10 protein-coding genes are annotated in these 13,686 nt (G+C 57.9%); 8 read left to right on the top strand and 2 right to left on the bottom strand.

Annotation, left to right across the window (positions count from 1 at the left end; translation table 11 throughout):
- Positions 1-6 precede the first annotated feature (6 nt).
- From secF to HMPREF2651_RS07520, 3 genes are all read left to right on the top strand, one after another.
- Complete coding sequence (gene secF / locus HMPREF2651_RS07530) at positions 7-1,224, top strand: protein translocase subunit SecF (RefSeq protein ID WP_049180984.1); 1,218 nt, start codon at positions 7-9, stop codon at positions 1,222-1,224.
- 110 nt (positions 1,225-1,334) lie between these two features.
- Positions 1,335-1,871, top strand: coding sequence for an adenine phosphoribosyltransferase (locus tag HMPREF2651_RS07525; RefSeq protein WP_049180985.1), 537 nt, complete (start codon positions 1,335-1,337; stop codon positions 1,869-1,871).
- A 7-nt stretch (positions 1,872-1,878) separates the two neighbouring features.
- A complete protein-coding gene (locus HMPREF2651_RS07520; RefSeq protein ID WP_049180986.1) occupies positions 1,879-4,140 on the top strand; it encodes a RelA/SpoT family protein in 2,262 nt (753 codons plus the stop codon).
- Between the two features lie 122 nt (positions 4,141-4,262).
- Here the strand turns inward: HMPREF2651_RS07520 and HMPREF2651_RS07515 are convergent, their stop codons facing one another.
- On the bottom strand, positions 4,263-5,102 hold the full coding sequence (locus HMPREF2651_RS07515) for a peptidylprolyl isomerase (RefSeq protein WP_049180987.1): 840 nt from the start codon (positions 5,100-5,102) through the stop codon (positions 4,263-4,265).
- Positions 5,103-5,742: 640 nt separating this feature from the next.
- On the opposite strand from HMPREF2651_RS07515, the gene HMPREF2651_RS07510 reads away from it, so the two are divergent.
- The gene (locus HMPREF2651_RS07510; protein WP_049180988.1) at positions 5,743-6,414 is read left to right on the top strand and encodes an MBL fold metallo-hydrolase; all 672 of its coding nucleotides are present in this window, start codon (positions 5,743-5,745) and stop codon (positions 6,412-6,414) included.
- Positions 6,415-6,457: 43 nt separating this feature from the next.
- Positions 6,458-7,741, top strand: a complete 1,284-nt coding sequence (hisS, locus tag HMPREF2651_RS07505; protein ID WP_049180989.1) for a histidine--tRNA ligase — start codon at positions 6,458-6,460, stop codon at positions 7,739-7,741.
- A 27-nt stretch (positions 7,742-7,768) separates the two neighbouring features.
- Here hisS and HMPREF2651_RS07500 read toward each other — a convergent pair whose 3' ends face one another.
- On the bottom strand, positions 7,769-8,656 hold the full coding sequence (locus HMPREF2651_RS07500) for a KPN_02809 family neutral zinc metallopeptidase (protein ID WP_049180990.1): 888 nt from the start codon (positions 8,654-8,656) through the stop codon (positions 7,769-7,771).
- 283 nt (positions 8,657-8,939) lie between these two features.
- Here HMPREF2651_RS07500 and aspS point away from each other — a divergent pair, with 283 nt between their 5' ends.
- The 3 genes from aspS to HMPREF2651_RS07485 all read left to right on the top strand — a co-directional run bounded on the left by aspS (position 8,940) and on the right by HMPREF2651_RS07485 (position 13,572).
- Positions 8,940-10,769 carry an aspartate--tRNA ligase gene (gene aspS / locus HMPREF2651_RS07495; protein WP_070586018.1) on the top strand — a complete coding sequence of 610 codons (1,830 nt, stop codon included), beginning with the start codon at positions 8,940-8,942 and terminating at the stop codon, positions 10,767-10,769.
- A gap of 147 nt (positions 10,770-10,916) precedes the next feature.
- Positions 10,917-12,098, top strand: a complete 1,182-nt coding sequence (locus tag HMPREF2651_RS07490; RefSeq protein ID WP_049180992.1) for a phosphotransferase — start codon at positions 10,917-10,919, stop codon at positions 12,096-12,098.
- 88 nt (positions 12,099-12,186) lie between these two features.
- A complete protein-coding gene (locus HMPREF2651_RS07485; RefSeq protein WP_370643280.1) occupies positions 12,187-13,572 on the top strand; it encodes a replication-associated recombination protein A in 1,386 nt (461 codons plus the stop codon).
- Positions 13,573-13,686 lie beyond the last annotated feature (114 nt).

The following is a 13,686-nucleotide window of genomic DNA, read 5'->3' as shown; positions in this document are numbered from 1 at the left end:
GAATCCATGAATACTACTCAGACGAATCCGGCGCTGACTAGCGAAAATGACGCGGCTAACGAGGACTCATTCTTCCGCCGCCTCTACACCGGCGAGGGTGGAATCAATATCGTCGGTAAGCGGAAGCGCTGGTACCAGATTGCGATTGCCGTCATTGTCGTTGCGTTAGCATCGATGCTGATTCGAGGGTTCAGCTTCGGTATCGATTTCGAGGGCGGCACCAAGATGACTATGCCGCCTGCGTCAGTGACGACTGAACAGGCTGAGGAGGTCTTCACCGACGCCACCGGCGTCAAGCCGGAGTTGGTGCAGATCATCGGTTCTGGCGAAGGCCGCATTCTGGAAATCACCTCAGAGAAGCTGACCCAGGGCGAGATTAATGATGCTCGCGTCGCACTGAACGACGCATTCAAACCCGTCGACGCACAGGGGGAGCAGACCCCGGATGCGATTGGTGACTCGACCGTTTCGGAGTCGTGGGGCTCGTCGATTACCAACCGCATGCTGCTGGCTGCAGTAGTGTTCTTGGGCTTGGTATTCGTCTACATCACTATCCGCTTCGAGCGTGACATGGCCATTTCTGCCATCCTCGCCCTGGCCGTGGACGCAATAGTGATTATGGGCATCTACGCGCTGATCGGCCTTGATGTCACCCCGGCCACCATTATCGGTCTCCTGACCGTGCTGTCGTTCTCGCTGTACGACACCGTCGTGGTCTTCGACAAAGTCGACGAGAATACGGCAGGCTATCGTTCATCGACACGTAGAAGTTACGCCGAGCTGGTGAATCTGGCTGTCAACCAAACCATCATGCGTTCTATAAACACCACAGTGTCGACGCTGCTGCCAATCCTGGCACTGATGATTATCGCTGTGGGCATGCTGGGTGTCGGTACGCTGAAGGATTTGGCGCTGGTTCAGCTCATCGGCATTATTCAGGGCACGTTCTCCTCGATTTTCCTGGCTTCGCCGCTGTTGGTAACGCTCAAGTCGCGTCAGCGTGAATACCGCAAGCATGACGAGGCGGTACTGTCTGCTCGCGCAAAGGCATCTGAGCGGGCCGGATCGGACACCGATTCCGCCACTGCTGATGTCGCGGAGGACTTGGGCGCGAAGGAATCGTCTGCAAGCGAAATGGAACAGTCGACGCCGAAACGAACGGTGAAGACCCCGAAGCTTAAGGGCGATGAAGACAAGCCGCTGTCCTGGCGTCCGGGGCAGTAGGAGGTAGCACCTCCCAGTGGTTCGGGTGAAACTACTTTAAAAGCGCATTGTGCGGGTATCGTTGACAGGTGCCCGCACTTTTTCTTTTTGCCGAAAAGGAGCTTAAACCTGTGTCGTATGCACACGCGCGTGAGGCATTAGCTGATCAGATTCGGTTTGTGCCCGATTTTCCAGTTGAGGGCGTACTGTTCGAGGACCTGACGCCGGCGCTTGCCGACGCCACGACGTTCGCCCTGCTTGTGGACGAGATTTCCGCCAAGGTGGAAGAGTTCGGGGCCGATATTATCGGCAGCCTCGATGCGCGTGGATTCCTGCTGGGTTCTGCGGTGGCATACAAGCTCGGACTGGGAGTGCTCGCTATTCGTAAGAAGGGCAAGCTCCCACCACCTGTGCTGACGGAGACCTATGAACTGGAATACGGTACGGCCGCGCTTGAGATTCCGGCTAGTGGGTTTGAGCTGAAGGGCAAGAAGGCCGTACTTGTCGACGATGTGTTGGCAACTGGTGGCACCCTGTGTGCAGCTCGCGCCCTGCTAGAGACAGCTGGTGTCGAGGTGACCGGGCTGTGCACCGTGCTGGAGGTTGAAGGCCTGGGCGCTCGGGAGAAGCTTGCTGATCTGCCTCTGTACGTGGTTAATAAGGGGTGAATGAGCCATGGCTGAAGGGCCCGCACGCCGTTATGGTGCTCGCCTAGCGCGAAGCCTTACCGGTAACAGAACGAAGACCCGCCCGGTGCTAGATCCCCTTGTCGCGGTGCATCGGCAGGTGCATCCGCGCGCGGATTTGGCTGTGCTTCAGCGTGCCTACGATACCGCCGAGCGCCTTCACGACGGCGTGTACCGGAAATCCGGCGAGCCATACATCACTCACCCGCTTGCAGTCGCCACTATTGCCGCCGAGATTGGTATGGATACCACCACGCTGGTGGCGGCGTTGCTGCATGACACGGTCGAGGACACCGATTACACGCTGGAGGACCTGGAGCGGGACTTCGGCCCAGAGGTCGCGCGACTAGTCGACGGCGTGACCAAATTGGACAAGGTTGCGTTGGGCTCCGCCGCCGAGGCAGAGACCGTGCGAAAGATGATTATCGCCATGAGCCAGGACCCGCGCGTGCTGGTTATCAAGGTGGCCGACCGGCTGCATAACATGCGCACAATGCGTTTCCTGCCGCCGGAAAAGCAGGCTAAGAAGGCCCGCGAGACCCTCGAGGTGATTGCACCGCTGGCGCATCGTTTGGGAATGGCCAGCGTGAAGTGGGAGTTGGAAGATCTCTCCTTCGCCATTTTGTACCCGAAGAAGTACGACGAGATTGTGCGTTTGGTCGCAGACCGAGCGCCGCAGCGGGACCGGTACATCCAGGAAGTCTCCGAGATGATCCAGAAGGATCTGAAGGAGTCTCACATTGCTGCTGAGGTACAGGGCAGGCCGAAGCACTACTGGTCGATTTATCAGAAGATGATTGTCCGCGGCCACGAGTTCGACGAGATTTTTGACCTGGTCGGACTTCGAGTTCTGGTGGACACGACCAAGGACTGCTACGCCGCCATGGGCGCCGTCCACTCGCTATTCAAACCCATGCCGGGGCGATTCAAGGACTATATTTCCGCGCCGCGCTTCGGGGTTTACCAGTCGTTGCACACAACGGTCATTGGTCCAGGTGGGGCCCCGCTAGAAGTGCAGATTCGCACCCATGAAATGCACTACAACGCTGAGTACGGCATTGCCGCACACTGGCGCTACAAGGAAACAAAAGGCTCTCATAAGGGAGATTCCGCCGAAGTCGATCAGATGGCGTGGATGCGTCAGCTGCTGGATTGGCAGCGCGAGGCTGCAGATCCTAACGAGTTCCTGGACTCCCTGCGTTATGACCTCTCAGTCACTGAAATTTTTGCGTTCACGCCTAAGGGTGATGTCATCACATTGCCCGCGGACTCCACGCCGGTCGACTTTGCCTACGCAGTCCATACTGAAGTAGGTCACCGCTGTATTGGTGCCAAAGTCAACGGCAAGCTAGTGGCGTTGGAATCACCGCTAAAAACTGGCGACCGCGTCGAGATCTTCACGTCCAAGGATGCCCATTCCGGCCCGTCTAAGGACTGGGAGAAGTTTGTTAAAACTCCCCGCGCGCGGGCAAAGATTCGTCAGTGGTTTGCCAAGGAGCGCCGTGAGGAGGCGCTCGATGCCGGACGTGACGCGCTGGCTGCAGAGGTACAGCGCGGCGGTCTGCCGATGCACCGCCTGTTCACTCCGGCGTCCATCAAGCAGATTGCCTCCGAGCTGCACTATGCGGATGTCGATGCGCTCTATACCGCTATCGGAAAGGGACAGGTCTCAGCGCAGCATGTGACTCACCGCCTGATGGCGCAGTTCTCGAGCACGGACGATGCCGAAGAGCAGTTGGTCTCCCGCACGCCAATTTCAAAGATGAGCGTGCACAACACTCCGCGCCGCGCTGACAGCACGGGTGTGTTGGTAGAAGGCAGCGCGGATATGGCCGCTAAGCTTGCCAAATGCTGTACGCCTGTGCCGGGCGATGCCATCTTTGGCTTCGTCACCCGCGGCGGTGGGGTCAGTGTGCACCGTACGGACTGCACTAATGCGGAGAAGCTGCACCAGGAGCCCGAGCGCATTATCGAGGTCTCCTGGGCAACAGATTCCTCCGGTGCGGTCTTCATGGTTACGGTGCAAATCGAAGCACTTGACCGTCACGGACTGCTCTCGGAGATTACTCGCGTCTTCTCCGATCAGAGGGTCTCAATCCTGTCGACGTCCTCCCATACCTCCGATGACCGCGTTGCCGTAATGCGTTTTAGCTTCGAGGTTTCGGACACTAAGCAGATGGGCTATATCTTCAACATTCTGCGCGGTGTCGAGGGAGTCTTCGATGTTTACCGCATTACTTCTGGTCAGTAGCTGGTTTAGCAGCGCATCGATATGTGAATAAAGATTGAGGCCGCGTCGGTATTAAAACAGGGCCAAGGTGAAACACCTTGGCCCTGTTTTTGATGAATTTCTCAATCAGTTAGTTGAGTCGACTACTTGACTTCCGCCTTCTCAATACGGACTTCCTTAGCTGGCTTACCGTCAGAGGTACCGCCACCCTCGATACCATTCTTCGCAATGTCCGCAACCGTCTTGGTGCCCTCGTCAGTCATGGAGCCAAGCACGGTGTACTGCGGTGGCAGCTGAGAATCTGCCCAGTTGAGGAAGAACTGGCTGCCGTTGGCATCCGGGTCGTTCGGGTTTGCCATGGCGATAGAGCCCTTCGGGTACACCAACGGGGTGTTCTGATCCAGACCGGAATCCTTGACCGGCCACTCGCCAGCGAACTTGAAGCCCGGGCCGCCGCTACCGGTACCAGTCGGGTCACCACACTGGAGAACGTTCAGGCCACCACCGGTGATACGGTGGCACACGGTGTCGTCGAAGTAGTTGGACTTGGCCATGTGCTCAATCGCATTGACACCGCAAGGTGAAATAGCGCGGTCCAGCTCCATCGGAATGTCGCCCTGGTTAGTCTTCAGAGTGATGGTTACAGTGCCAGTGGCGGGAACATTGTCGGTAGCTGGCTTATCGATGTCCTTCGATGCCTCGCCATCATCCGGGTAGTCACAGGTCACGGTTTCCGGAAGCGGGGAAGAGCGCTTCATCGGAACCTTTTCACCGCTGACGGGAGTAGCTGTGAGAGCTGCAGGCTCGACTGGCGTCGTAGATTCATTAGCGGCCTCGTTGTCGTCAGCGCCGCCAGCCGTGGTCAGCAGGTAGATTCCGCCTCCGATAAAGAGCAGGATAGCCAAGGTGGTTACGACAACGCCCAGTGGCTTCAGCTTCTCGGCACGCGCACGGCGCTTAAGTTCGCGCTCGAGCGTCCGCATCGCATCTTTGCGCCTTTGCTCATTATTGGCCACTAGTCTCTCTCCGTATCTCTTAGTCATCTATTGCCGGTGACGGAACACCAGCGGACGATTTTGCCCATAGATAGTGACCGAGTTTGAGGTGAAAGCTCAGTCGGTCACCGTCGCGTACACAATCGACCATTATGCCCGGAGTCGCTTCTCATTTGCGAGATGACAGGCCAAGTCGCCATGGGAAAGGGCGTTCCGCTTTAGCACGTAGAGCTTCGACAGCCTCTTTGATGCCGACACCGGGGTGTTGGCGACGGTACTTCTTCACCTTCTCTGGCGTGATGCAGCTCTTACTTCTGTTTGTACCTTCGACAACACGACTACGACGATGTCGAGTTAGACTCCTCGTGCCCAGGATTGTCACGGCTGACATGAAAAGGATTGAGGTCAGCAGCGGATAGCCTGCTAGGGCCGTTCCCACCGTTGTCACGATGAAAATAGTGATAGTTGCTAAGTACACATTCTGCATAAAGATTCCAATCGTCAGTTTCAATTGCCAAGAACAGTTCTACGAGTTTCGCCGCCTATCAGCCGTCGTTTTAGCGGGAACTTAACAGCGTGATAAATGAACCCAGCTCGAGCCAAGCAGACACTCGATAGAATGTGTGCTATGGAGATTTTTGGTTTTGCAGCCGGCCCTTTTCAGACCAACTGCTACGTGGCAACAGGCACTCCGGAGATGGACGACTTGGCTACCCCGTGCGTCATTATTGACCCGGGCATGGGGGCACTTGAGGTTGTGCGCACTGAGGTTGAGAAACGAAATTGGAAGCCGGAGGCAATTCTGTTGACGCATGGCCACATCGATCACATTCGCGATGTCGCGGAGGCTGCCGACTTCTGGGATATCCCCGTCTTCATTCACGAAAGCGACAATGTGTTGCTGGCCAATCCGAAACTCGGCGGTTCTTCTTTCGGACACCTCTTTGACATCGAGTCCATGCAGGCTTATACGAAAGCCGATTTCTTCGAGGATGGCGACGAAGTAAAGTGGGCAGGGTTGAATTTCGAAGTCATTCACGCACCGGGTCACTCACCGGGGTGCGTAATGCTGCGCGCTTCCGATGGGGAAGATGAGATTATCTTCAGCGGGGACGTCCTCTTTAAGGGGGCTATCGGTCGCGTAGATTTACCGGGCAGTAGTCCGGAGCACATGCAGCAGTCGTTGAAGGATAAGGTTCTCCCGCTGGCGGATGACCTCATGATTCTTCCGGGCCATGGCTCCGCATCGTCGATAGGCGAGGAGCGCGAGACCAACCCCTTCCTGCAAAACCTCACCTAGCCTGGCTGACACGTCGTGAGAGTTGGCAGGTAGAGTTAGCGGAGTGAACTCTAGCCAGAAGCCAAAGAAGTTGAAGCCATTCTCCGCGCCCAAGGGCGTGCCGGATTACGTCCCGCCGGTCTCCCGCGAATTCGAGGCGGTACGAAACTCATTCCAGCACCGCGCACGACTTGCGGGCTATGAGCACATTGAGCTGCCAATTTTCGAGGAAACCGGGCTTTTTGCACGCGGCGTAGGTGAATCGACGGACGTCGTCACCAAGGAGATGTACACGTTCGCCGACCGCGGCGACCGCTCGGTCACCCTGCGCCCGGAGGGTACCGCGGGCGTGATGCGCGCGGTCATTGAGCACAATCTGGACCGCGGTCAGTTGCCGGTCAAGCTTTCCTACGCGGGGCCGTTCTTTCGCTATGAACGCCCGCAGGCCGGCCGTTACCGTCAGTTGCAGCAGGTTGGCGTAGAGGCAATCGGCGTCGATGATCCTGCGCTGGACGCTGAGGTCATCGCGCTTGCCGACGCATGTTTCCGCGGCATCGGCCTGGAAGGATTCCGGCTTGAGCTGACAAGCCTCGGTGACAACACCTGTCGCCCCGAATACCGCGCTAAGCTGCAGGAATTCTTGTTTGACCTGCCGCTGGACGAGGAAACTCGCCACCGTGCAAACATCAACCCGCTGCGCGTCCTCGACGATAAGCGTCCGGAAATGCAGGAAATGCTCACTGACGCGCCGCTGATGCTAGACCACCTTTCGGACAGCGCTCGCAATCACTTTGAAGTTGTGACTGGACTGTTGGATGACATGAAGGTGCCGTATGTTATCAACCCGCGAATGGTGCGGGGACTGGACTACTACACCAAGACTTGCTTCGAGTTTGTTCACGACGGCCTTGGTGCTCAGTCGGGTATCGGTGGCGGTGGTCGCTACGACGGGCTGATGGCGCAGCTCGGCGGCCAAGAGCTGTCGGGCATTGGCTTTGGTTTGGGTGTGGATCGTGCACTGCTCGCGCTGGAAGCGGAGGGCAAGCAGGCTAGCGACGGTCGACGCGTCGATGTGTATGGTGTTGCGCTCGGTGAAGAAGCCGCTCACACTATGGCGGTGCAGATCAATAAGTTGCGCCAAGCGGGTATCCGCGCGGATATGTCCTACGGTGGCCGCGGGCTGAAGGGTGCAATGAAGGGTGCCGATCGCGCTGGAGCCCGATTTGCGTTGGTCCTCGGCGAATCTGAATTGGCTGCGGGCGAGGTTCAGCTGAAGAACCTCGAGTCCCACGAGCAGCACGCGGTGGCCCTAGATGCACTGGTTCAGGAGTTGCAGTCGCGCATCTAGGAAACGCGCATTTGTTGAGTGCGGAGTCTAGCTGTAGACACCGCGCTCGAGAGTGTCGCACTGCGCCATCTTGCCGGATTTGTAGCCGGTGAGGAATGCCTTCGTACGCTGCTCAGCTGAGCCGTGGGTCCAGGAGTCTGGCTGGACACCACCGCCGGAATGCTGCTGGATGGTGTCATCACCGATGGCCTTCGTAGTTTTGAGGGCATCGGCAACTTGCTCGTCGGAAAGCGGTTCGAGGATTGCGTCCGGCCCCTTGTCCGCGTAATGAGCCCAGATACCCGCATAGCAGTCTGCCTGCAGCTCAATCTTTACGGCATCGGAATCGGGGCCAGGCTCGTTGTAGTTACTGCGGCCGAGCGTACCCTCCAAATTTTGGATATGGTGACCGAATTCGTGGGCTACGACATACTCCTGCGCGAGCGGGCCGTTGCCTCCGCCCATGCGCTCCAGGGTGCTAAAGAACTCCGTGTCGAAGTAGGCCGTTTGATCGGCGGGGCAGTAGAACGGGCCGGTGGACGAGGACGCTGCGCCGCAGCCCGACTGAGTGGAGCCTTCAAAGAGGACTAGGCCTGGGTTCGTGTACCCGATGCCGGCCTGTGCGGGAAGCTGTTCTTCCCAGACTCGGTCGACCGAAATGCCGGTGAATTCCATCCGGCAATCGATGCGGCTGTTGGCATCTTCGCCGGTTTTACAGGGATCCTCACCAGGGGTTTGCTGTGCAGTCTGAGAGGACTGGTTGTTCTGGGCACCTGTCAGCTGTCCCAATTGTCCCGGGTCGCCGCCGAGAAGTAAGTACAGGCCAATGAGGACAAGGCCGCCGATGCCGCCACCGCCTACTGCAATAGCGCGGCCACCACCCGAGCGTCGCTCGGCACGAGCCGAGCTCTTTTGGAAGTCATTCCGGAAGGTCATAGGAGTAAGACTATTGCATAGGGTTCGGAAAACGGGCCATTGAATAGCGCTGCGTCAAAGTGTCCGTATGGAAGTCAACGTCAAGGCCTACAAAAATCTATGTCTAAGTGAGTACATGAAGCCCGAGGTAGACCCAAGGCGATGACCGGGGCGATGACCGGTAATAGGCAAAATAACCGGGGTCTTCTTCTCACCTTAATGGCTTCAAGGTAGACTACACGGACGAAACCGCTATCCACAGCGTTAATCCCTATAGCACCAATTTTGGAAGGACCAATTCGCAGTGCTTCGTACGCATCTTGCCGGAGACCTCCGCGCTGACCTCGCCGGCAGCACAGTAACCCTGACCGGTTGGGTAGGACGCCGCCGTGACCACGGTGGTGTGATCTTCATTGACATGCGTGACCGCTCCGGTTACGCCCAGGTTGTGTTCCGCAACAGTGAAGTTGCTGAGCGTGCACACCACCTGCGCAGCGAGTACTGCATTCAGGTCACCGGTATCGTTGAGAAGCGCCCGGAGGGCTCCGAAAACCCGAACCTGGCATCGGGAGAAATTGAGGTCAATGTTACGGAGCTGACCATCCTCAACGAGTCGGCGGCATTGCCGTTCCAGCTCGAGGACGTTGGAACTTCTGGCACTGTGGGCGAAGAAGCTCGCCTGAAGTACCGCTACCTAGACCTACGCCGTGAAGGCCCGGCCAAAATTATGCGTCTTCGTGCGGCTGTCAACCGCGCAGCACGTAAGGTGCTGGACAGCCACGACTTTACAGAAATCGAGACTCCGACGTTGACTCGCTCTACGCCGGAAGGCGCTCGTGACTTCGTAGTGCCGGCTCGTTTGAAGCCGGGCACTTTCTATGCACTGCCGCAGTCCCCTCAGCTGTTCAAGCAGCTGCTTATGGTCGCTGGTATGGAGCGCTACTACCAGATTGCCCGCTGCTACCGCGATGAGGACTTCCGCGCTGACCGCCAGCCAGAGTTCACTCAGCTCGACGTTGAGATGAGCTTCGCCGAGCAGGACGATGTCATTGCGCTGGCAGAAGAGATTCTGGTTGCTATCTTCGCCGAGGCCGGTGTCACTGTTCAGACTCCGATTCCACGCATGACCTTCAAGGAGGCCATGGAGAAGTACGGTTCTGACAAACCAGACCTGCGCTTCGACATTCCGTTGGTGGAGTGCACTGAGTTCTTCAAGGACACCACTTTCCGTGTCTTCCAGAACGACTACGTTGGTGCAGTTGTTATGGACGGTGGCGCATCGCAGCCTCGTCGTCAACTCGATGCTTGGCAGGATTGGGCCCGCCAGCGCGGCGCGAAGGGCCTGGCCTACATCCTCGTCGGGGAGGACGGCACTCTGGGTGGCCCGGTTGCCAAGAACATTACTGACGCAGAGCGTGAAGGCATCGCGGTGCACGTCGGCGCAAAGCCGGGTGACTGCATCTTCTTCGCTGCAGGTGATGCTAAGAGCTCCCGTGCACTGCTGGGTGCTGCTCGTGGAGAGATTGCCAAGAAGCTCGGCCTGATCAAGGAAGGCGACTGGGCATTCACCTGGGTCGTCGACGCACCGTTGTTCGAGCCGGCTGCCGACGCTACCGCTTCCGGTGACGTTGCCCTGGGCCACTCCCAGTGGACTGCTGTGCACCACGCCTTCACCTCGCCGAAGCCAGAGCACATGGATACCTTCGACAAGGATCCGGGCAACGCACTGGCTTACGCCTACGACATCGTCTGCAACGGTAACGAAATTGGTGGCGGCTCCATTCGTATTCACCGCCCAGATGTCCAGAAGCGCGTCTTCGATGTTATGGGCATCGGCGAGGAAGAGGCACAGGAGCAGTTCGGCTTCCTGTTGGACGCTTTCCAGTACGGCGCTCCGCCGCACGGTGGTATCGCATTCGGTTGGGACCGTATCGTTTCCCTGCTGGCCGGCGTTGACTCCATTCGCGATGTTATCGCCTTCCCGAAGTCCGGTGGCGGCGTTGATCCGTTGACTGACGCCCCGACTCCGATTACCGCTCAGCAGCGCAAGGAGACCGGTATCGACTTCAAGCCGAAGCCAAAGCAGAAGGCAGACGCCGCTAAGGCAGCAGCCGACGCAGGCGACAGCAAGTAAACAAAGAAATCACATTGCGAGGAATGTGCTCCGCCACTCCAGCGTGAACAGCGCGAGCGGGGTCGATTCCTCCTAACTAAGGCGGTACGGGCCACAACGCGACATCCGTATCGCCTGACTGAAACTGGCTCATTGAAAGGGCATTCAATGGAGTACTCGGACGACGCTGCAGCAGAAGTTGACAGTGTAGTTAAAGATGCAGAGACACTGCTTTCCGCACGATTCGGCGGCACTCCAGTGTTGTCGGATCCAGAAGTACTTACAGGCCAGTCAAACGCTCTTGTTGTCCGCGTACGGGTCGCCACAAATCCCTTTATGCAGGAGCGCACGGTCGTCGTAAAGCAAATTCCTACGATGACTGAAGGTGTCGATCCCGCCGTTTTACGGGAAGTCGTGGCGTACCAGTTCATCAATACGCTGCCTGACGACGTTCGCCCGGGGCCTCAGCTTCTTGCTTACGATGTTTCAAAGCAGCTATTGGTTCTCAGCGACGTCGGTGTCGTGGACACTCTTGCGGACGTACTCTTTCGTGGCGATGAAGAGCGTCGATTGCGCGCGTTCCGCAGTCTCGGCGCGTCGCTGGGCCGGATGCATATTCACACGCATACTCGCGAAGAGGGGTTTGAGACCCTGCGTCGTCGTATGTGGGTGAAGAACAAGGTCGATCGTGAGGCTCTCGAGGCGCGTGACCACGGCATTGTGTCGGGGATTCGCTTTGGCATGCGAGCTATTGAAGGCTCCGGCATTCCTGTTCCCGACGCTGTGCGCTCTTTCGGTGAGGATGCTGCTCGTCGAATTGAGAAGGGCACGCATAGGGCGTTTACTCCGTTTGACCTCGCCCCGGACAACATTCTGCTGGCGGACAAGGTCCAGTTCCTCGACTATGAGTGGGCTGGTTACCGCGATGTCATCTTCGACGTGGCCAGCGTCGTCGCAGGCTTCCCGCTGCACGTTTTCGTGGAGCGCCCATCGGAGGCAGAGGTCGACGCATTTGTCCGTGCATGGATGGAAGAGATTCGTGACCATTGGTATCGCGACACGAGCGACCGCCGTATGATGGCGTTCATTGCTGCGGCTTTGCTCGGTTGGTTCTTCATCTCCGCAACGGTTTCCGTCTTCGGTTCTCCGAAGCAAGCGCTGTGGGTGGGGCATGAAGGACGTACGGACCTGAAGCCGGAAGTTGGTGGCTCAGCATTGGAGCGACGCGACATGGCTAACACAGCTCGCGCCATTGCGCAGTTCGCCCATAGATGTGAGGACGATCGTGCCGACGAGCTGGAAAAGTTCGCACATGCTGTAATTGATTTCTTAGAGCAAGAGGAAGGCTAGGGCATACGTGGCGGATCCGAATAAGCTGCCGACAGGCGGTGCAAACGGCTCCGCCGATGACGCTCCAGGGCTTTTCGACGAGCCTTCGATTGCCGGCCCTGCGGCGGCCAAGAGCCAAGGTCGGGGTGCGGGGCCAGCAAGCACTGGCCTGAACTCCGATGCGAACACCTATTTCCACCCAGGTGCACATGCGCCATTGGCTGTTCGGATGCGACCGCGAAACCTGGATGAAGTCGTTGGTCAAGACCACCTGCTAGCACCCGGAGCACCGTTGCGCCGTCTGGTCGAGGGGGGCGGCGACACCTCCGTTATTCTGTTTGGCCCTCCTGGAACTGGCAAGACCACTCTTGCCAGTTTGATTTCCGCGGCGACCGGTCGACACTTTGAAGCGCTTTCCGCGCTTAATGCCGGGGTGAAGGAAGTGCGTGCGGTTATCGATACTGCTCGTCGCACGCTCGTTAATCAGGGCATTCAAACGGTGCTCTTCATCGACGAGGTGCACCGCTTCTCTAAGACCCAGCAGGATGCCCTGTTGGGTGCCGTGGAAAATCGGATTGTCCTTCTCGTTGCGGCAACGACGGAAAACCCATCCTTCTCAGTGGTGTCCCCGCTGCTCAGTCGATCACTGTTGTTACAGTTGCAGCCACTGGATGACGAAGCCGTCGGCACGCTCATTGATCGAGCACTTACTGATGAGCGCGGCCTCAATGGTCGCGTCAGTATGACAGACGATGCACGTAATCAACTCATTGCGCTGGCAGCTGGTGATGCTCGTCGTTCCCTCACATACCTCGAGGCAGCCGCAGAAGCCGTAGCCGACGGTGAGCAGATTACCTCTGAGTCGCTTGCCAATTCGATCAACAGGGCCGTGGTTCGCTATGACCGCGATGGCGACCAGCATTACGACGTCACCAGCGCGTTTATTAAGTCCGTTCGAGGGTCTGATGTCGATGCTGCCCTGCACTACTTGGCGCGGATGATTGAGGGTGGGGAAGACCCTCGGTTTATTGCCCGCCGAATCGTAATTCTGGCTAGCGAAGACATCGGTATGGCAGACCCGACAGCACTGCAAACCGCCGTCGCCGCGGCGCAGGCCGTTGCCTTGATAGGCATGCCGGAAGCCCGGCTGACGCTGGCGCAGGCCACGATTCACTTGGCCACGGCACCGAAATCCAATTCGGTCATAAGCGCAATCGACGGGGCGTTGAAGGATGTTCGTTCCGGGAAGACCGGGCCGGTGCCACCGCATTTGCGCGACGGACATTACAGCGGGGCTAAGGACCTTGGTCACGCGGTGGACTATATCTACCCGCACAATGACCCCATGGGTGTCGTTGCCCAACAGTATCCACCAGATCAGTTGGTGGGCACTGATTATTTCGTTCCATCCAATCATGGTCGTGAAAACGGCATGGCTGAGTACCTCGGACGCATTCGCCGAATTATCCGGGGGAGCCGCCGGAAATCGAAGTAGGCGAGATCGGTCGGGATCTACGGGGTGCCGGTGGGGTGGTTTTAAAGTTGCTCGAACCGAGCGGGTAGACTGCTAGTTTTGTATTAAACATCTCGGACGCTCGACGTGAAACGA

The sequence above is a fragment of the Corynebacterium sp. HMSC063A05 genome (genome assembly GCF_001809695.1).
GTDB lineage: Bacteria > Actinomycetota > Actinomycetes > Mycobacteriales > Mycobacteriaceae > Corynebacterium > Corynebacterium amycolatum.
Note: the sequence above shows the minus strand (reverse complement) of the source record. Positions and strands in the feature narration are given on the sequence as shown.

What these genes read in the sequence shown, in the direction of transcription:
- secF (WP_049180984.1), top strand. Translation starts at nt 7, where the DNA reads ATGAATACTACTCAGACGAATCCGGCGCTGACTAGCGAAAATGACGCG.
- HMPREF2651_RS07520 (WP_049180986.1), top strand. Translation starts at nt 1,879, where the DNA reads ATGGCTGAAGGGCCCGCACGCCGTTATGGTGCTCGCCTAGCGCGAAGC.
- HMPREF2651_RS07515 (WP_049180987.1), bottom strand. Translation starts at nt 5,102, where the DNA reads ATGCGGACGCTCGAGCGCGAACTTAAGCGCCGTGCGCGTGCCGAGAAG.
- HMPREF2651_RS07510 (WP_049180988.1), top strand. Translation starts at nt 5,743, where the DNA reads ATGGAGATTTTTGGTTTTGCAGCCGGCCCTTTTCAGACCAACTGCTAC.
- HMPREF2651_RS07500 (WP_049180990.1), bottom strand. Translation starts at nt 8,656, where the DNA reads ATGACCTTCCGGAATGACTTCCAAAAGAGCTCGGCTCGTGCCGAGCGA.
- HMPREF2651_RS07490 (WP_049180992.1), top strand. Translation starts at nt 10,917, where the DNA reads ATGGAGTACTCGGACGACGCTGCAGCAGAAGTTGACAGTGTAGTTAAA.